The following is an 18,235-nucleotide window of genomic DNA, read 5'->3' on the forward strand; positions in this document are numbered from 1 at the left end:
CCGTGGCTAATCCACTCTTGACCGAGTAGACTAGTCCTTCTTGAGTCCCCTGGCATCTGCTAGGGGGTTTTTTGCTCTCTACATAAAGTTTTGCAAAGCTTCGCGCTGCCACTACCCTCACCCCCAGCCCCTCTCCCATCCCTCACCCCCAGCCCCTCTCCCATCCCTCACCCCCAGCCCCTCTCCCTGAGGGAGAGGGGAGTTAGGGATAGCGCTCCACAATAAGGGCTTGGCGGGCGAGCCTCAGGCTCCTGTCATGGGAAGGAGATCAACGAACGTAGCCCAGTTGCTCCAGGAAATCGGTGTCCCAAAGGATCTGCCCATCCAGAGCCATTCTCCCCAGCACCGGTATTCCGACTTGAGCCTCCAGGTGTGGGATCAAAGTTGCATCCAGCTCTTCCAAAGCTTGGGGATCCTCGGTTTCGGGCAGGGATCCGACCAGCACCCACCCCAAGCTGCGGGCCTTGGCTTGGCGCATCAGGGCGGCAAAGACGGTTGCTTGGCTCAGGGCGGCCTTCCGTTGCAGCGTTAAGAGCAAGCTGAACCCCCATGCATGGGCCAGATCCGCCCAGGTTTGGCCTGGCCCCAGGGGATCGGCGACACTGCCCGGCAGAACCAGTAGGGGATCTTTTTCTCCTGCCCACTCGCAGATTTGTTGCCAGAGGGCCTTGAGCTGAGCTTCCGAAGGGTTGGAATCCACCCTGAGCTGGCCCCAAGGGTTTTGGGTCACCTCTTGCCAGGCGCCGGCCACTGCTGCGGCTCCGGGGATCGCCGGCCAAGTATCGGCCACCATCACCCTCATGATTCTGGATCCCCCGCCTCAGACTCCCAGAGAGTGAGAAACTCCGGCTGAACCTCGAAGCCAAACACCAAAGCCATATCCCGCAGCATCGAGAGGGATCCCAGTTTCTGCTGCTTGAACCAACGCATCAACACAAAGATCTTCTGATAGACAAAGATTTCCAGTGCTTCTGGGTTGTAAACAATGCCCTCGCGAGGGTTGAATTGATGAGGCACCAACATGGCTGCGTAGCGGGCCAGCTCTCCTTGGCGCCAGTTGAGGAAGTAGGGCATCCAGGGGCAGACCGTATCCCAACGGATAAACCACAGGCGCACCTCCGGGATCTCCGACAGCTCGCGCGGATCGTCGGGGCTGCGCGGCCAATCGATGGCGCATTGCACCTGTTGGGCAGCCCGGACGGGATCTGCCATCAGGGTTTTCATTAATTCGTGGCCAGGGGTGAGATCCAGAGATTGGATGGCCTTGGCAGGAAGGTAGAAGGTAATCGGCACGACGACACGGCTATCTGATATCTGACTTGCAAATGCAGCTTATCTCAGCTCTGCCCCACCTCGCCTGCCACCGGGATCCCCCAGCGGGTGAGATCGAGGGCAAAGCCTGCGGTTACCAAAAACACCTGGTCGGCCAGAGGAGCCAGCTTTTGGGTGAGCTCCCCCATCCGATCCCGAAAGCGGCGTCCCAACGGATAGGCGGGCACCACCCCCCAGCCCACCTCTTCTGACACCAGGATGATCTCCCCCCTGTGGACTGGCAAGGTTGCCAAGAAGGATTGCACCAAGGGATCCCATTCTGCAGCGGGACAGTCTAGGCCCTGCGCCACCCACCCCCCCAGCGAATCCACCAGAGCACAACAGGGCTGGGGCAGCTTTTGCAGGTCGGCCCCCAGGTCGGGCCCGGTTTCCCAGGTTTGCCAAGTGGGGGGACGCCGTTGCCGATGCCGCTGAACCCGTTCGGCCCACTCCGGGTCGGCCTCAGGGTCGGGTTTGGGCCCGGTGGCCAGATAGATGACCGGCAGGCCGGAAGCAGCCGCCAGGTTCTCCGCCAGCCGACTTTTGCCGCAGCGGGCAGGGCCACAGATGAGCACAATCGGCATTGGGCATGAGGATGGAAGTCCATTGTTAGATTAGCTTAGCGGTTGGTCGCCCCTATCCCCTCCAGCTTCATTCCTGGAAACCCCTGCGCGGAGCTTGGGCACATTCTACTTAGGTTGACGTTTTAGAAGAAGCCCAAGCTGTCCTGCGTAGCACTTCGCGATGGGAGTGTGGCACAATGGTGCAGCCGCAGGGTGGGTGTTGTGGGTGATCCAAGGGGGCAATCGTGGCCGGTTCTCGGAGCAGCAGCGGGTCAGAGTCCCCATTCCGTCGGGCTCGCGCCCCACGACCGAAAAAAAGTCAGCCGAGCGCTTCTGCCCAGTCCCAGTTTCGGGATTCTGGAACTGCACAAGAAAGAATGCGTCCAAGCCAGTCTGATGGCACTTCGTCTGGCGCAGAGCGGGATCGGCAAGAGATCTCGCAAGTTCAATCTTCTGGCTTGAACCCGCCCAAAAATCTCTCTATACTGCAGGGAACTTTATCATTCACCCCAACTGCTTCATCTCCCCTTCAACCTATGCGTGCTCCCTCCTCAGGTGACTCGGATCCCAAAGCTCAAGCAGGCGGGTCGGCCAAGGATTCCGTCCGAGGAGCGCGAACGGAACCGGATCCCGACCCAGAGCGCCATTTGGCCCAGCGACAGCAACTGGAGAACCGTCTGCTCAAAGCCGAAGCCGAGCTCCAAGAGCGGCGAGTCCTTCAGGAGAAACTGCAGGCCGAGGTTCAGGCTCTGCGCAGTCAACTGGCTCAGGCGGAATTGCAGTCCCGCCGGCAGCAACAGCAGCTAGAGCTTTTGCAACTGAAAGCCCAACCCTCTGCAGATGCTGGCCTGGAGGCAGAATGTTGTGCCTTGCGCCAGAAGGTGGCCGAACAGGAGAAGGCGCTGCAGGAGCGGGAGCGCGTCCTGCAACAGTTGCAGCAGACTTTGGCGGAGCAGAAGGTCCAGATCTCGGAGCAGGAAGCTCAGCTTGCCGCTCGACAACGTTTAAATGACCGGCAGCGGCAGGATATCGAGGCTTTACAAGAGCAGATCGAGCAGCTCCGCCTGGCCCACGCGCAGGAGCGCCGTCAATGGGAACACCGTCAGCAGGAGCTGCAAGCTTCTCTTCTGGAAGCCCAAGATGTGGCAGAAAAGCGGGTGGAAATGCTGCAACGCTTTAAGGCGGAGCTTTGTCTGGCCCGCACCCAAATTGCCGAAGCTCAGGCGGAGCTGAGCAGCCTACGGGCTCTGTACAGCGACCAACAGGCCGCCTGGCAAGAGCAACGGGAGCATCTCGAGGCCCGTTTGGCCGGCTATGCCGAGACAGAAGCGGAAGCCGAGCAGCGCTGGCGGGAACAACGGCAGGAGCTGGAAGCAGCCCTGGCCGAAGCCCAGGCTCAGCTGGCCGCTTTGCAAGCTCAGCAGGAACATCTGCATCAGGGATCCCAGGAGCAGCAACGGCTGCAACAGCAATGGCAAGCTCAGGCCGAGGCGCTGCAAGCGGCTCTCTCCCAAGCCCAGGCAGAAATTGCCCATTGGCAGCAAGAGCACCGCCATCTCCAGGAACGGTACGCCCAAGCCCAGCAGCATCTCTCTAACTTGGAGCAGCAGTTACAAGCTGCCTTGGAACAGTTGGCCGCCCAGCCTGACCGGCAGCCAGAATTGCGCTCTGCCCAGAGTGCCATCGCCCATCTGCAGAAGCAAGCGGAAACTTTGGCAGAGCAGTTGAAGGTCTTACAAGCAGAACGAGCTGCTCTCTGGGAAGAAAACCGATCCCTCAAAGACAAGTACGAGCAGCAGCAGATGCATGTGCTGAGCTTGAAGGCGGCGTTGGAGCGCAAGGGCCTGGATGTCCCGCCTCGTGCCGATACCTCCAGACCTGCTGGCGCGAGCGATCAAGCTCTGTCTTCCAAGCCCCCAATTCAGCCCCTGCCGGCTCGGGCAAGCAAGCGGGCGGTCGATCTGCCCAGGTTCTTGCCCCGTCCGTGATGCAGCCTCTTCCCCCCCGCTGGCTGGAAGTGTGGGTGGATCATCCCCATTTGGGCGGTTGCTTTACCTATCGCGTGCCAGAGGGATCCACCCCAGAGGCCGGCGACCTGCTCAGTGTGCCCTTTGGTCAACAGATGGCAGGGGGGGTGGCTTTGGGCTGGCGCTCGGAGCTGCCGGCAGGAGTGGATCCGCAATCGGTGCGGGAGATCGAGGCGGTGGTGGCCAAAGGGATCCTGCCCAAGGAATTCTGGCCCTTGCTGCAGCGGGTGGCCGACTACTACCTTACCCCTCTGGCCCAGGTGGTGCGCACGGTTCTGCCCCCTGGTTTGCTCAGCCGTTCTCAGCGGCGTATCCGCCTGGTGCGATGCCCGGAAGCGGTGGGGGGATGTTCGCCGGCTGCCCGAACCCTGCTGGAGCTGCTGCAGGCCAAAGGGGGAGAGCTGTCTTGGCGCTACATCCAACAGCAGATGCCCGGCGCCGAGCTGGCCCTGCGGGAACTGCAGCGACGGGGTTGGGTGGAGAGCTTTTGGCAGGAGCAGCAGGGGGGTAGGATGAAAACCCAACTGGCTGCCAGTCTGGCCGACGACTCCTCGGAGGGGCTGAGCTTGCCCCAGCAGAAGGCGCTGCAGATCCTCAAGCAAAAAGGGGGGGAGCTGCTGCTCACCGAGTGGGAGCGCTTGGCAGGAGTGAGCCGAGCGGTGTTGCAGGGGCTGGCCCGCAAAGGCCGTGTCCACCTCTACGAGCGACCGCTGCTGCGGCTGGCAGATGCCCACTTGCCGGGGTGGCGGGATCTGCCCAAGCCCCTGACGGCAGCCCAGGCCGAGGCGGTGGAGGCGATCCGACAAGCCTTGGGTCGGCCCCGGCGGTTTCTCCTGCACGGGGTCACCGGTTCTGGCAAGACGGAAGTGTACCTGCAGGTGATCGCCCAGGTGCTGCAACAAGGGCGGTCGGCGCTGGTGCTGGTGCCGGAGATCGGCCTTACCCCACAACTGATGGATCGCTTGCGGGCGCGGCTGGGATCCCAGGTGTGGGCCTACCACAGCGGCCTCTCGGAGGGGGAGCGCTACGACACCTGGCGACAGATGTTGACCGCCACTCCCCAAGTGGTGATTGGCACCCGCTCGGCGGTGTTTGCCCCCTTAGCCAACCTCGGCCTCATCGTTTTGGACGAGGAGCACGACGACAGCTTCAAGCAGGATCAGCCCCAGCCCTGCTACCACGCCCGTCAGGTGGCCGAGTGGCGGGCCGAGCTGGCCAACTGTCCCTTGGTCTTGGGCAGTGCCACACCGGCGGTGGAAACCTACGCCGCCCATCTCCAGGATCCGCAGCGGTGGATCCGGCTGACCCTACCGCAGCGCATTCCCCAAGCTGGGATCCCGACCACCCTGCCCCAACTGGAGCTGGTGGATATGCGCCAGGAGCTCCAGGCCGGCAACCGCAGCATCCTCAGCCGCCGTCTGCACCAGGCCCTGCAGCAGACGCTGGAGCGGGGGGAACAGGCCATCCTCTTCGTTCCCCGCCGCGGCTACAGCACCTTTGTCCTCTGCCGCGGCTGCGGCTTTGTCCTCACCTGCGCCCATTGCGACGTCTCCCTCACCTTTCACCTGGAGGGCCGGCAAGAGCTGCGCTGCCACTACTGCGGCGTCCGCCAGCCCCATCCGCAGCGCTGCCCCGCCTGTGGATCCGCCTACCTGAAGCACTTCGGCACCGGCACGCAAAAAGTAGTGGAAGTGCTGCACCAGCATTGGCCACAGCTAGAGATTCTGCGCTACGACAGCGACGCCACCCGCCGCAAGGGATCCCACCGGGAGCTGCTGGAGCAGTTTCGCAGCGGCAAGGCCCAGGTGCTGGTGGGCACCCAGATGCTCACCAAAGGGCTGGACATTCCCCAGGTGACGCTGGTGGGGGTGATGGCTGCCGACGGCCTGTTGCACCAGCCCGACTACCGCGCCGGCGAGCGCACCTTTCAACTGCTCACCCAAGTGGCGGGCCGCTCAGGCCGGGGATCCCTGCCGGGGCAGGCGATCATCCAGACCTATCTGCCGGAGCACCCGATTTTGCGGGCCGTGCTGGCCCACGACTACGAGGGGTTTTTGCGGGCCGAGCTACAGCAACGGCAAGAGGGGGGCTATCCTCCCTATCGAGCCTTGATCTTGATCCGCTTGAGCAGCACTCGCCTGGAGGCTCTGGAGCGCTACTGCCATCAGGTGGCCGAACGTCTGCAGGGGATCCCGGCAGAGGTGCTAGGGCCGGGGCCGGCCCAGGTGGAGCGGGTTGCCGGACGCTACCGCTGGCAGATCCTGTTAAAGCAGCTTCCCGATCAAGCTTGGGATCGCTCCCAGCTCGCTGCACAGATTCACACCGCGATTGGCCATCCCCCCCAAGGGATCCGCGTCAGCTTGGATGTGGATCCCCTGCGGATTCTCTAGGGGCGGCCAGCAGAAGCAGAAAGCCCGTCGATCCGCAGAGATCTTGAGGTAGTCTGGTTTCGGGGCCACCCGTATCCAACTCAACTCTGGCAAAGCATGGCGGAGAACCGAACCGGCGCGTTTATTGGTGGGCTGTTGCTGGGAACGGCAGTGGGCACGGCTATTGGCCTGCTCTTAGCTCCCCGCAGCGGACGGGAGACGCGGCGACTCTTGAAAAAATCGGCAGAGGCGCTGCCGGAGGTGGCAGAAGACGTGACCAGCAGCCTGCAATACCAATCGGAAAAGCTGCTTGACTCTGCTCAAAAAAGTCTGGACGAAGCACTGCTACGACTGCAGCAGGCGGTGGCGGTGGGCAAAGAGGCCATGCTGCAAAAACGACAAGAACTGAGCCAAGCCCAAAACCGCAGCGCCTGGGCCAGGGAAGAAGCAAACTTAGAAGCCCAAGATCGACAGGAAGAAGCGCGATGACCGAGCCAGTATTTTGGTTGGGCCTCTCGGTAGGTCTGGTGGCAGTGGGCATTTTGGCGGTGATCCTGACCCTGCTGCCTGCCGTCATTCAATTGGGTCGAGCCGCCCAGAGCGTGGAACGCTTTTTCGACACGCTGCTGCGGGAATTGCCCCCTACGCTGGAGGCTTTGCGTCTGACCAGCTTGGAAGTGAGCGAGATCGCCGACAGCCTCGACGAAGGGGTCAAGGGGGCCGGACAGGTGGTGAAGCAGGTGAACCGCTCCCTGGAAGGGGCCCGCAACCAAGCCCGCGGCGCTCAGGTCAATGTCCGCAGCCTTTGGGCAGGGGTACGGGCGGCCTGGCAGGCGCTGTCCAGCGAGACTCCCCCCACCGCCATGCGTAACCCTCAGTTGCGCTCAGGCCAAGCTGGTCGGCCTTTTTCTGCTGCTGCGCCAAGCATTCCCTTGGGAGATATGCGCCCTTTTGCCAGCAAGGCAACGCCAGAGGGATCCCCCCCCAATGCGCAGCCTTCCCGACCCGATGCCACCAACCCTTGAGAGCTATCGGAGAATCCTCTGGAAGACAGGCACAGGAGGTTGGGGCTCTTGCCCGGCGGGAAGCCGGCCCCAACTGGCGTCTGGATCCCAGCGCAATTGGGTAACATCCTGCAAAGGAAACCCCATCTGCTGCAGGATCTTGAGGCTGAGGTTGGGAATGATGGGCGAAAGGGCTACCGCCACCCAGCGCACGCTTTCTAAGACGGCATAGAGGATCTCCGCTACCTGCTGGCTTTGCCCCTGCTTGTGCAGCGTCCAGGGAGCCTGCTCGTCGAGGTATTTGTTGCTGGCTTGGGCCAAGCTAAGGGCTTTGCGGGCAGCGGAGCTGGGATCCAGCCGCTCGTAGGCATCGGCCACCGCCGGGGCTAGGCGCTCGACCAGGGTTTTGAGGGGGTGATCCGCTGCGATCTGCACCGGGGGAATGCGGTAGTCGGGCTGGTATTTTTTGAGCATACTGAGGGTGCGGTTGAGCAGATTCCCCAGGTCGTTGGCGAGGTCAGCGTTGAGAACCTCAATGAAGCGGCCCTCACTAAAGTCGCCATCCTTGCCCAGCTCAATTTCGGTCAAGAAATAGTAGCGCACAGCATCGGCGCCGTAGCGTTGCACCAGCTCAAAGGGATCCAGCGTGTTCCCCAGGCTTTTGCCCATCTTGAGGCCATCTTTGGTGAGAAAGCCGTGGCCAAAGATTTGCTTAGGCAGCGGCAGCCCTGCCGACATGAGCATGGCCGGCCAGTAGATGGCATGAAAACGGACGATGTCCTTACCCACTAGATGCACATCGGCAGGCCAGTAGCGGCGCAGGGCGTTCTCCAGGGTGGGCTCGTCGTGAGGATCCAAGGCGGCGCTGAGGTAGTTAATGAGGGCATCAAACCAAACGTAAAGGGTTTGGCTGGGATCCGCCGGGAAGGGGATCCCCCAGGAGACGCTGGGGCGAGAGATGGAAAAGTCCCGCAGGCCCTGCTTAACAAAGTTCATGACCTCGTTGCGGCGGCTTTCCGGTTGAATGAACTCCGGGTGCTCCGCATAGAGGGCTTCCAGTTTTTCCTGGTAGCGAGAGAGGCGAAAAAAGTAGTTTTCTTCGTCTTTCCACTCCACTTTCTTGTTGGGGTGAAGGGGGCAAAACCCACCTTCTAGGAGCTCTGACTCGTCCTTGAACTCCTCGCAGGCAACGCAGTACCAGCCCTGCTGGCGGCCAACAAAGATATCCCCCTGCTCCCAAACCCGCTGAAAAAACTCCCGCACAATGGCCTTGTGGCGAGGGTCAGTGGTGCGGATAAAGCGGTCGTAGCGGATATCCAGCAACCGCCAAAGCTCTACAAACTGGGCGGCAATCTCGTCACAGTGCTGCTGCGGCGGAAGGCCGCGCTCTTCAGCGGTGCGCTGGATCTTCTGGCCGTGCTCGTCAGTTCCCGTTACCATCAGCACATCCTTGCCCCGCAGGCGGTGGTAACGGGCGATGGCATCCGCCGCCATGGTGGTGTAGGCGCTGCCGATGTGGGGGGCAGCGTTGACGTAGTAGATGGGTGTGGTGATGACGAAGGTGGAATCCGGCATGAGCAGTTGCAGCGCTTTCCCCCATGATAAAAGTTGCCGGAAAGTCCGGCAGGCCGAGTTACGGGGCAGGGATGAAGCTGGCATTCAACCTAAAGGGATGGGGCTGCGGTGCCCTGGGGGCTGGGATCTTGGGCGCCGGGGCGGCTCTGGCCCAGCCTCTGCCGGAAACCCGCATCCCTTGCGAGATCCTCATCGCTGGGGGCGGGCTGGGGGGGGTGGCGGCGGCCTACGATGCCCTGCGCTTGGGGCGACAGGTGTGCATGACCGAAATGACCGACTGGATTGGCGGCCAGGTGAGCGCCCAGGGGGTCTCGGCTTTGGATGAGCGGCCCTTGCAGCGGGAAAACGAGATCTTTCCCCAGGGCTATAGAGAGTTTCGCCGCCGGGTGCGGGAAAAGTACGGCGGTGATCCCAATCCCGGCAAGTGCTGGGTGAGTGTGCTCTGCTTCTCGCCCCAGGTGGGCCACCAGGTCATCCGAGAGATGTTGGATCCCTACCTGCAGTCGGGGCAGTTGCGGCTGTTTACCGAGACGGTGGTCAAGGACGTGGAGATTGAGAATTACCAAGTCCGCAGTGTGCAGGCCATCCGCAATATTCCCAAACACGCCGGCGTCCAGCCGGAGAATCGGGGGGATCTCTCCACCTACTTGCTGGATTTTTACCGCCTAGAGCCCACCGCAGACTGGGACAAAGAGATCCTGCGCTTTGAGCCGCCGCCGCAGCGGCAGGGCAAAACCCTACCTTGGGTAGTAATCGATGCTACCGAAACCGGCGAGCTGTTGCCCCTGGCGCGAGTGCCCTACCGCCTTGGCACGGATGGGGAAAGCCGCTGGGAGCCCAGCTCCAAGCCCTACAGGGATCCCTACTGCACCCAGGGGTTTACCTACACCTTTGTTGTCGAGCGCTCCGCTGTGCCGCAGGTGCCCATCAAGCCGGAGTTCTACAACGACCCGCTGCACGGCCCCTACTACAGCTTTGAACAGCCGCGCTTTAACTTTGCCCTGGTCTTCACCTACCGCCGCATCCGGGGACAGGTATTTGGCTTTGGGGAAGAGGCCATCCGGGTGGGGGATCAATCCCTGCAGAACTGGACCTGGGGCAACGACTGGCGCATCACCGGGCCGGAGATCAACCTCATCCTCACCCACGAGCAACTGCAAGCCCATCTGGATCCCGGCGGCTGGATGGGGGGCTTGCGGGTAGAGGCGCTGCGGCGGGCCGAGCAACATGCTAAAGGCTTCTTCTACTGGCTGGTGGCGGGGCGGACGGATTTTCTCCTGCAGCAGGCGGATCCTGACTTTCAAAAGGACTTTTACCTGCGCTACCGCTACCTCAAAGGGCCCAATAGCCCGATGGGAACTGCCAGTGGTCTCTCCAAGTACCCCTACATCCGCGAGTCGCGGCGCATCCTCGGTCGGCCCAGCCTTGCCTACCCGGAGGGGTTCACCATCTACGAGTCGGATATCACCACGCGGGAATCGCAGCTCAATCGCGGGCGTCCCTTCATCTTCTACGATTCGGTGGGGGTGGGCCAGTACCCCATCGATTTTCACGACTGTCTATTGCCGGATTTTTCGCTGCCCCCCAGCCACAACCAAGATGCCCAGGCCCCCAGCTACCCCTACCAGATCCCGCTGCGGGCTTTGATCCCCCAGCGCATTGACAATCTTCTAGCTGGCAGCAAGAACATCGCCACCAGCCGCATCGCCAGCGCCTCTTACCGGGTGCATCCTGTGGAATGGGCCATTGGCACGGCAGCGGGTCACACGGCTCACTTTGCCCTGGAGCGGGATCTGATCCCGGCGGAGATCCTGCGGGAGCCGCTGCTGGACTTGCAGCTATTGCCCGCTCTCCAAGCCCAGATCCAGAGCTTGGGCAATCCCATTCAATTTCCTGGCACCACCATTACTGCCACCGACTGGGCCCAATCCCGCTAGCCTAGAAAGGCAGGGTTGGGAGCTGGCCATGGAGGCTATGGGGGTTGAATTTGGGGGACTGGAGGCGATCCGCCCTTCGTTGTGGGCGGCCACAGCCCTCTGGAGCCTGGGGTTGATGTGGGGGTTGTCGCCGCTGCACCGCCGCCTGCAGGAGGGTTGGGAAAAGCAGTTGTCCTGGGATCCCAGTGGGGCTCTGGCCTCTCTGCTCAGCGTCATCCCTTTCCTGTTGGCAGCAGCGGTGGTGGTGGCTTTCACCGAGATCTCGTTGGGCAAAAGCTGGGCCGTCTCCTGGGGCCTCATTGCCTGTGTTGGCGGTGGCCTCTACGAGCTGGGCCGGCGGGACAACGCCCGCTGACCCAAGCGCTCCGCACCGGCCCTCACCCCCAACAGTATGGACAATGCTAAGCGCTAGAGCAATTTAACTTTTGAGGGGCTCGGGGAGCTCTAAGTCCCGCGCCCTAGCTGAAAGGTGAGCATCGGGATGCAGGGGCTCCCCTCGTCTGGCGATTCCCTATGCTGCCAGCGATGGATGAGCTAGACAAATAAACCTTGTCTTGCAAGGCTTTACTGCACTGCTATTCGGATGTGGTGTTATTGGGAGAGTTGGGAAGTACTGCAGGACAACTGGGAAAGAGAAACACTCTGCGCAGTCGGTCTGTCGGGGGAAAACTCCAGACCGGTAGCGAAATCTATCTTTGGGAATGACCGGAAAAGCTCAACAGAGATGTTGGGAAGCCGGCACTGTACCGCCTGGGATCGGTGACGGGAGCATGTCAACCCCTACCCATTACCCCCACTCAATTGGTAAACTTGTTTTGCCAGTCAGTTGTCAAAATCTCTCGACCAAACACCCATCCGGCCAAGATTAGAGGCAGGGCCAAGCCCAGGAAGCCGAAAAAACTAATCACCTGGGCGATTTGCCGCTGCGCTTTTTTCTGTTTCGGATCTCGGAGGTTGTTGGCAGCTACCGTTAGCTTCGAGCAAAAGGCCACCACCACTGCACCTACCGGCCCCAAAACCAAAGAGGGCCACAGCCAATCTGCCACTTGCGCGAACGCATAGGCTCCGGTGAAGGGGATGATGACAAAACAAGCCAGCTCCAGGATCCCCCAGGTGAAGAGGGCCAACTGGACATCTTTGCGGAAAACTTCATCGGGATTGTACATAGGTCTCCAGGATGAACTGCTACGATATCACGCTAAGGCATAACCTTCGAGATGGGAAAACAAAGTGCTAAGGCTTCTAGGTTAACTCCAGGTGTAAGGATCTGCCTGGCGGATCCTCTTCCCCTTCCATCTAGGCAACCCTAATGCCCAAGATCCTTGAATAAACCCCCGTTAAGGAGAGAAAGACGGTCTCAGCAAGGATAAACTCCCCCATGTGACCCTATTCACAAAGACCTGAAATAATCTTAAGTAGTTAGTGAGTCGTTTGTGTTTGCTGCCCTTTCCTGCCGAGTTAGGGCGTCTCTTTTCCCTTTTTGGCTGGCAAGCTGGGAGCATGGTGTATCTGCGCAATCGCCGCCCATGAGCTGCCGAAGGGATCCCGATATACCAACACTCTGTACCCTTGACTCTTGCTGTCTTCGAGAGTGTCGAGCCGCCATGCCCCGCATCCTCATCATCGATGATGATCCCAGCATTTGCACTCTGCTGCAGCGGTACTTGCAGCGGCAGGGTTACTCAGTGGAGGTGGCGATGACGGGGGCCGAGGGCCTACAGCAGTTGCGCGCTTTTCAGCCGAGCTTGGTGATTTTGGATCTGAACTTGCCGGATGTGAGCGGCTACGACCTTTGCCAGCAGATGCAAGAAGAGACCGGCGTGTATGTGTTGATGTTAACCAGCCGAGTGAATCCTGCCGACAAGCTGCAAGGATTTCAGTTGGGGGCAGATGACTACCTGACCAAGCCCTTCAGCCTGCCGGAGCTCCTGGCACGGGTGCAGGCCATCCTACGGCGACAACGAACGAAGACCGGAATGGCCGGCGCACCGGTCTTGACCTTTGCCTCTTTGGTAATCGACCCGGAAACCCGAGAAGTCACCCGTGACCGGCGCCCAATTAACCTAACAGCTTTGGAGTTTGACTTGCTCTACACCATGGCCCGACACCCAGGGCGGGTCTGGCGACGGTCTGAGCTGATTCAAGAGGTGTGGGATTTTAACCACGAGGGAGATGAACGGGTGGTCGATGTCCACATCGGCCAAATTCGCAAGAAGCTGGAAACCGATACCAGCCAACCGGAACTGATCCGCACCGTGCGCGGCGTTGGCTACAAGTTCGAGCCTCCCACTCCCAAAGAGGGATGGGGAGAGGAAAAACCGTAACCTCCCTCTTTCAAAGGGAGAGAGCGCGCTAATCGAGGCGACGGCCTGTCAGACGCACAAAAATGTCTTCTAAGTTGGCAGGGCGCACCATCAGGCCGGTCTTGTCGGGTTCGGCTTCCAACTGCCGCTGGGCTTCCGCCAGGCTGGGGAAAAAGGTGTAGCTCACCTCCTGGCCAGGGCGGGAACAGACCAGCAGGGCTTCTCCGTACTTGGCCCGCAACTGGTCGGTGCTGCCCAACTCGATCAACTTCCCACCGTCCATGATGCCGATGCGGTCGCACAGCTCCTCGGCCTCTTCCATGTAGTGGGTAGTAATCAGCAAGGTCATCCCCTGCCGATTCAGATCCCGCAGGATCTCCCACAACAGCCGCCGCGCCTGGGGATCCAACCCAACGGTCGGCTCGTCCAAAAACAAAATTTGCGGCCGGTGCAACAGCGCCCTGGCCACTTGCAAGCGCCGCTTCATGCCGCCGGAGAGGGTCTTCACCTTGTCCTGCCGGCGGTCGGCCAGCTTCACGTACTCCAGCCACTCGTCGATGCGCCGCTGCCGATCCGGGTTGGGGATGTGGTGCATGCGCCCATGGAACTCCAGATTTTCCCAAACCGTCAGCTCTGCCTCCAGGGTGATGGGCTGCAACACCACCCCAATCTGCCGCCGCACCGCCAAGGGATCCCGCACCACGTCATACCCTCCCACCCGGATGGATCCCTGGCTGGGGCGGGTGAGGCTGGTGAGCATGCGGATGGTGGTGGATTTGCCGGCGCCGTTGGGCCCCAGCAGGGCAAACACCTCCCCCTGCGGGATCCGCAGGCTCAGGTCCTGCACGGCCACCTGCTGCCCAAAGCGCTTCCACACCCCCTGCATTTCCACTGCTGCCGGCTGGGTCTGGGGCAGGGCCGGGGCCATCGAAAGAGCGGTTATGGTCGGCTCCATCTGCGGGTGTAAAGAAATCTTTCTCCTTTAGCATACGCCAAAACAGGTTTCTGGGCGGGATCCCTGGCCTTGGCGGCTATCCCTTTGCGCTTTTTCAACTTCTCTGTGGCTATGATCTCGCTCACCATCGCTTTCCCGTCAGTATTGTAGAATGACAAGTTTTTTATAGAAGTAAACTTATGAGACCAAGCTATGAAAAAAACCATACTTAGCACAGTAAATTGCGCTGAATAGCTCAGGTATCGGCACAGCTGATGGGTAACAATAAAAACGCAAGGTGGGCAGGCGCGGCTGTCGAACCCCAACTCCTCTTCAGTAAAGTTCCTCTCTCTCGATTCAAAACACACCGATAGCGTTCACCCACGGATATCCAGATGCAAAACAAAGACCGACTTGACCAAATTGACTTCCGCCTCGATCGCCTGGTGGGTGCGGTGCTGACTTTGGCTGAAGCCGTCAATCTCATCAAAGACGACCTGTCTCATTTGAAGGATACTGTCCAGCGACAGGTGCAGGTGACCCAAGAGCAAACTGCCTGGCTGGGGGAGTTGAAGGCCGTTTGCCAGCAGCAGGCGGAGACGGCTCGCTGCCAAGCGGAAACGGTGGAGCGCCTCATCGCTCACCTTTTGCCGGCCCAGGATCGCAAGTCCTAAGGGATCCCCAAAAGGCGTGCCACAATGGCAGCAGAGCTTGAGGTCGTCCGCCCTTGGAGTTCCGCGTTGCAGCAGCACAGCAGGGTTCTGTTGACGCAGAGGAGTTGCTGGCTTTTTTTCGCTGCCGGCGCCTGCCCTACTTAGATCGGTTTGGGCCTCAAGAAGCCAAGCTGCCGCCGGAAAACCTGCTGGAGCAATGGCGTCGGGATCGCCAAGCTTTGCAAGCTGCCGTGCTGGAACGATTTCCCGGCGAACAGGTGACGCCGGGCAACGGGGCCCTCTTGGCGGCTATGGCGGCAGGAGCGGAGCGGATCTACGGCGGCCAGATCCTGGCAGAGCTGTTCTGGCAACTGGATTCGAGCAGCACTGAGGAGCTGGCAGGTTTGGAGCCTGATGTTGGCGCCTCACTTGAGCCAGATCCTGACCAGGCTGCAGAGGACTGGGGCGGCGTCGGCAAGACACCATGGGAGTTTGGGCCAGAGTTCCGCTCCGTCTGGGTGAGCAGCTCACTGGATCTTCTCATTCGGGATCCCGCTCTCGTTGGCAGGAGGCGGCACGCCGTCCAACCTTCCTATTGGCCGGTACACATTCGCATTGGCAAGCGCCCCAAACCGGAGTACGAATTGTTGCTGGCGCTGCAGGCAGAATTGCTGGGATCCCTGCAGGGGCAGGTGCCCAAGCGTGGCTTTTTGATTTTAAAAGATGGGAAGTGGCACCCTGTCCACCTAAGCCGACGCCGCGTCCAGGTACGCCGCCTGCTGCAAGAGTATCTGGGCACTCTCAACCAACCAGAGCCGCCGCAGGTGTTTATGGCCCGCAGCCGCTGTCATCTTTGCCACTGGCGGGAGCACTGTCGGCAATTGAACGCCGTTGCCCAGCCCCTCACTTTGCTGCCGGGCGTAACCGGATCCCGCTATCCCCTTTTGCAAGAGGCAGGGATCGATTCGATTGAGGCTTTGGCCAACGCCCAGTTAGAAATGCTGCAAGCCATCCCCAAGCTGGGAGCCGGCGTGGCCCTACAACTGCAGCTACAAGCCCGTGCCACCCTCAGCCGCCGGCCCCTCTGGATTCAGTCTCCCCCGTTGCCCACAACACCCGTAGAGCTGTACTTCGATATCGAGGCGGATCCCCGCCACAACGTCGCCTACCTGCTGGGCTTGCTGGTGGTAGAGCAAGCCGAGGGGACAAAGGTTGCGAACTACCACGGTTGCCTGGCTGCCGACCCGCGGGAAGAAGGGCAAGCTTGGGAGCAGTTTCTGCAACTGGCACAACGCTATCCCGACGCCCCTATCTACCATTTTCACGGCTTTGAGGTGCAGACCTGCCGACGACTGGGGGAGCAATACCGCACGGATCCCCGTCAGGTGAGGCAATTGTTGCAGCGCTTTGTGGATTTGCACGCCTGGGTACAGCGCTCGGTGGTGCTGCCGATTGAGAGCTATTCCCTAAAGAACATCGCCCGCTGGTTGGGTTTCGAGTGGCGGCTGCCCGATGCCAATGGCGCCCAGTCTATTTATTGGTATAGCCAATGGCTGGAAACGCGGGAGCGCCGCTATTTGGAGCACTCGCTTATCTACAACGAGGATGACTGCCGAGCCACCCATCGCCTCAAAGACTGGCTGTCCCAGGGCGAAGTTCTCCAGCAGGCGGTTTTCCCTACTGTCAACGTCTGAGGTTTCGTCTAAAATCGGCCAGGTCTGCTTAATTGAGCAAGGGGATCCCATGCTGTTGAAATCTCATGAATCTCCCCGCCATCAGGGCAGAAACCGTCGCGGTCGCGGGGGATCGGCACGTAAGCGCCAACTGGACAAACGGAACCGCGCCTTGATGCAGCGATTGCGACAAGGAGAGCGTGCTCTCAGCTCTCGAACTTCTCGGCAGGGACAAGTCAACCCTGCCTTTTTTGTGCCTGCTTTTCCTTTCTCTCGGCCTGAACCGGAAAAGGATAGACCAAGTTCCCACTTTTGCGGAAAGGGGCTTTCCTCAGCAGTAAAGGTATTCTCGAATACAGAAGTTTGACTCTGTCTTGCTAAGCTGACCTTCTGGGGTCGTCGCCTCATTCTTGGCCACCTTTCCCCTTGCGGATCCCTACTGAGCCAGGTGCTGCGGAGCATACGGAATATGTCCATCTCGAAATCGTCGCGTCGCCAATTCCTGCAATCTGCTGCTGCGGCTGCCTCTCTGGTGGCCGTTGGCGGGCTAAAGGCCAAGGCTCAGAGCCGCGGGCCGCTTCTGGTTTCCCAGGGCCTGACACCCCTGAAGTTCACCCTTTCTTGGTTGCCTTCCTCGATGGATACCCCCCTTGGAACTGCGATCTTGAAGGGCTACTTTGCTGAAGAGGGGCTAGAAGTAACCTACGAGCGCGGCTTTGGCTCTGCCGACTCCATCACTAAGATTGCTGCTGGCCAGTACGACCTGGGGGAAGGGGATCCCTACTCCATGATCGAGTTCAACGCCAAAAACCCGGATGTGCCCCTGGTGGCGATCTTTGTTCACTTCAACCGCTCTCCCTTCGGCATCTATACCCTGAAAGGCAGAGGCATTACAGAGCCGGCCCAACTGGCGGGCAAGAAGCTGGGGGCGCCCGCAGGAGATGCGCCGCGTCGGCTCTGGCCGGTGTTTGCCAAGCAAGTCGGCATCGATCCGGCTTCAGTAGAGTGGCTAACCATGGAGCCACAGTTACGCGAGCCCTTCCTGATCCAAGGCCGGGTGGACGCAATTAGCGGCTTTATGACCTCGGCCATGCCCAATTTGGTGCGGGGTGGCGTTAGCTTGAACGACATCACGCCTTTTCTCTACAACGACTATGGCCTTGAGCTGTACGGTAATGCCGTCATCACCCGTGTGCAACTGCTGCGCGAGAAGCCGGAGCAACTCAAAGCTTTCTTGAGGGCCTACGTCAAGGGCTGGCAAGACACCATCCGCGACCCCGACGGCAATATGTTGGCGTTTTTGGACAAAGCCAAAGCCGAAGGGCAGGTGCTGGACACGGCCATTGAGAAACTGCGTCTCACCCTAGCTATGCCGCGTCTGTTTGTTACCGAGGAGGTGCGGGAAATTGGCTTGGGGGACGTGGTGCCTGCCCGGATGGAAACCGCGATTGCTCAGGTGGTGGATGGCTTTGGCCTCTCTGCCAAACCGCCTCTGGAGAAAGTATTTGACAACAGCTTGCTTCCCCCCAAATCTGAGCGAATGATCGCCTGATCTGGAGAATCACACAACAACTTTGAAGCGCTGTCTGTTGACTTGCAGAGACAGTGAACGCTTCTTGCCGGCTAGACGGCTTTTCCCGATGGCAGGTGAGGAGCCCAGCTCATTGGCTCAGTCATTTCAGCAAGATATTCTTCAAGCTTTTCACAGCAGGGATCCCAGACTTCTCTTGGGAGAGAGGTAGGTTTTAATCGCGTTTGCATTGCTGGGTTAGAGATGGCAAGCGAGGCGCAGCAGCAAGGGAATATCTCAAACTTTGTTTAACGTAAGGTTCGGAATTCCCCACCCGGGTGGGGATGGATAGCACCCTCTGACTGATTCTGGATGT

16 protein-coding genes are annotated in these 18,235 nt (G+C 60.3%); 10 read left to right on the plus strand and 6 right to left on the minus strand.

Translation table 11 applies throughout. The features are described 5' to 3' along the window. Positions 1-268 precede the first annotated feature (268 nt). Genes NW826_RS00845 through cobU form a run of 3 tightly spaced genes read right to left on the minus strand, consistent with a single transcriptional unit; the run spans position 269 to position 1,895 of the window. Positions 269-802, minus strand: a complete 534-nt coding sequence (locus NW826_RS00845; RefSeq protein ID WP_414509201.1) for a hypothetical protein — start codon at positions 800-802, stop codon at positions 269-271. Further along, a complete protein-coding gene (locus NW826_RS00850; RefSeq protein ID WP_414334781.1) occupies positions 799-1,293 on the minus strand; it encodes a CRR6 family NdhI maturation factor in 495 nt (164 codons plus the stop codon). The genes NW826_RS00845 and NW826_RS00850 overlap by 4 nt, the downstream gene beginning before the upstream one ends. Positions 1,294-1,337: 44 nt before the next feature. Beyond that, the gene (cobU, locus tag NW826_RS00855) at positions 1,338-1,895 is read right to left on the minus strand and encodes a bifunctional adenosylcobinamide kinase/adenosylcobinamide-phosphate guanylyltransferase (RefSeq protein WP_414334782.1); all 558 of its coding nucleotides are present in this window, start codon (positions 1,893-1,895) and stop codon (positions 1,338-1,340) included. Positions 1,896-2,410: 515 nt separating this feature from the next. Between cobU and NW826_RS00860 the strand changes: the two genes are divergently transcribed. From NW826_RS00860 to NW826_RS00875, 4 genes are all read left to right on the plus strand, one after another. Then, positions 2,411-3,862: a hypothetical protein gene (locus tag NW826_RS00860; RefSeq protein ID WP_414509202.1), complete on the plus strand. Its 1,452-nt coding sequence runs from the start codon at positions 2,411-2,413 to the stop codon at positions 3,860-3,862. Beyond that, positions 3,862-6,291, plus strand: a complete 2,430-nt coding sequence (gene priA, locus NW826_RS00865; protein ID WP_414509203.1) for a primosomal protein N' — start codon at positions 3,862-3,864, stop codon at positions 6,289-6,291. Before NW826_RS00860 ends, priA begins: the two co-directional genes overlap by 1 nt. 96 nt (positions 6,292-6,387) lie before the next feature. Next, entirely contained in the window at positions 6,388-6,759 is a 372-nt protein-coding gene (locus NW826_RS00870; RefSeq protein ID WP_414334785.1) for a YtxH domain-containing protein, read from the plus strand. Next, complete coding sequence (locus NW826_RS00875; protein ID WP_414509204.1) at positions 6,756-7,295, plus strand: hypothetical protein; 540 nt, start codon at positions 6,756-6,758, stop codon at positions 7,293-7,295. Before NW826_RS00870 ends, NW826_RS00875 begins: the two co-directional genes overlap by 4 nt. A gap of 3 nt (positions 7,296-7,298) precedes the next feature. Here the strand turns inward: NW826_RS00875 and metG are convergent, their stop codons facing one another. Beyond that, the gene (metG, locus tag NW826_RS00880; RefSeq protein WP_414509205.1) at positions 7,299-8,849 is read right to left on the minus strand and encodes a methionine--tRNA ligase; all 1,551 of its coding nucleotides are present in this window, start codon (positions 8,847-8,849) and stop codon (positions 7,299-7,301) included. Positions 8,850-8,920: 71 nt separating this feature from the next. Here metG and NW826_RS00885 point away from each other — a divergent pair, with 71 nt between their 5' ends. Continuing rightward, positions 8,921-10,786 carry an FAD-dependent oxidoreductase gene (locus tag NW826_RS00885; RefSeq protein ID WP_414509206.1) on the plus strand — a complete coding sequence of 622 codons (1,866 nt, stop codon included), beginning with the start codon at positions 8,921-8,923 and terminating at the stop codon, positions 10,784-10,786. 37 nt (positions 10,787-10,823) lie between these two features. Continuing rightward, positions 10,824-11,141, plus strand: coding sequence for a hypothetical protein (locus NW826_RS00890; RefSeq protein WP_414334789.1), 318 nt, complete (start codon positions 10,824-10,826; stop codon positions 11,139-11,141). Positions 11,142-11,583: 442 nt separating this feature from the next. On the opposite strand, the gene NW826_RS00895 is transcribed toward NW826_RS00890, so the two are convergent. Further along, positions 11,584-11,952, minus strand: a complete 369-nt coding sequence (locus NW826_RS00895; RefSeq protein ID WP_414509207.1) for a hypothetical protein — start codon at positions 11,950-11,952, stop codon at positions 11,584-11,586. 438 nt (positions 11,953-12,390) lie between these two features. On the opposite strand from NW826_RS00895, the gene NW826_RS00900 reads away from it, so the two are divergent. Further along, positions 12,391-13,110 (plus strand): response regulator transcription factor, encoded by a 720-nt coding sequence (locus tag NW826_RS00900; protein ID WP_414334791.1) that lies wholly within the window; start codon positions 12,391-12,393, stop codon positions 13,108-13,110. Between the two features lie 28 nt (positions 13,111-13,138). Here NW826_RS00900 and NW826_RS00905 read toward each other — a convergent pair whose 3' ends face one another. After that, positions 13,139-14,044 (minus strand): ABC transporter ATP-binding protein, encoded by a 906-nt coding sequence (locus NW826_RS00905; RefSeq protein WP_414509208.1) that lies wholly within the window; start codon positions 14,042-14,044, stop codon positions 13,139-13,141. A 374-nt stretch (positions 14,045-14,418) separates the two neighbouring features. On the opposite strand from NW826_RS00905, the gene NW826_RS00910 reads away from it, so the two are divergent. From NW826_RS00910 to NW826_RS00920, 3 genes are all read left to right on the plus strand, one after another. After that, a complete protein-coding gene (locus tag NW826_RS00910; protein WP_414509209.1) occupies positions 14,419-14,697 on the plus strand; it encodes a hypothetical protein in 279 nt (92 codons plus the stop codon). A 53-nt stretch (positions 14,698-14,750) separates the two neighbouring features. Continuing rightward, positions 14,751-16,370, plus strand: a complete 1,620-nt coding sequence (locus NW826_RS00915) for a TM0106 family RecB-like putative nuclease (protein ID WP_414509210.1) — start codon at positions 14,751-14,753, stop codon at positions 16,368-16,370. Positions 16,371-16,818: 448 nt separating this feature from the next. After that, a complete protein-coding gene (locus NW826_RS00920; protein WP_414368759.1) occupies positions 16,819-17,901 on the plus strand; it encodes an ABC transporter substrate-binding protein in 1,083 nt (360 codons plus the stop codon). The last annotated feature ends 334 nt before the right edge of the window (positions 17,902-18,235 follow it).

Source organism: Synechococcus sp. OH20 (assembly GCF_047502685.1).
GTDB lineage: Bacteria > Cyanobacteriota > Cyanobacteriia > Thermostichales > Thermostichaceae > Thermostichus.

Coding starts and splice junctions, on each gene's coding strand:
- NW826_RS00845 (WP_414509201.1), bottom strand. CDS start 802: ATGAGGGTGATGGTGGCCGATACTTGGCCGGCGATCCCCGGAGCCGCA.
- cobU (WP_414334782.1), bottom strand. CDS start 1,895: ATGCCGATTGTGCTCATCTGTGGCCCTGCCCGCTGCGGCAAAAGTCGG.
- NW826_RS00860 (WP_414509202.1), top strand. CDS start 2,411: ATGCGTGCTCCCTCCTCAGGTGACTCGGATCCCAAAGCTCAAGCAGGC.
- priA (WP_414509203.1), top strand. CDS start 3,862: ATGCAGCCTCTTCCCCCCCGCTGGCTGGAAGTGTGGGTGGATCATCCC.
- NW826_RS00870 (WP_414334785.1), top strand. CDS start 6,388: ATGGCGGAGAACCGAACCGGCGCGTTTATTGGTGGGCTGTTGCTGGGA.
- NW826_RS00875 (WP_414509204.1), top strand. CDS start 6,756: ATGACCGAGCCAGTATTTTGGTTGGGCCTCTCGGTAGGTCTGGTGGCA.
- metG (WP_414509205.1), bottom strand. CDS start 8,849: ATGCCGGATTCCACCTTCGTCATCACCACACCCATCTACTACGTCAAC.
- NW826_RS00885 (WP_414509206.1), top strand. CDS start 8,921: ATGAAGCTGGCATTCAACCTAAAGGGATGGGGCTGCGGTGCCCTGGGG.
- NW826_RS00890 (WP_414334789.1), top strand. CDS start 10,824: ATGGGGGTTGAATTTGGGGGACTGGAGGCGATCCGCCCTTCGTTGTGG.
- NW826_RS00895 (WP_414509207.1), bottom strand. CDS start 11,952: ATGTACAATCCCGATGAAGTTTTCCGCAAAGATGTCCAGTTGGCCCTC.
- NW826_RS00900 (WP_414334791.1), top strand. CDS start 12,391: ATGCCCCGCATCCTCATCATCGATGATGATCCCAGCATTTGCACTCTG.
- NW826_RS00905 (WP_414509208.1), bottom strand. CDS start 14,044: ATGGAGCCGACCATAACCGCTCTTTCGATGGCCCCGGCCCTGCCCCAG.
- NW826_RS00910 (WP_414509209.1), top strand. CDS start 14,419: ATGCAAAACAAAGACCGACTTGACCAAATTGACTTCCGCCTCGATCGC.
- NW826_RS00920 (WP_414368759.1), top strand. CDS start 16,819: ATGTCCATCTCGAAATCGTCGCGTCGCCAATTCCTGCAATCTGCTGCT.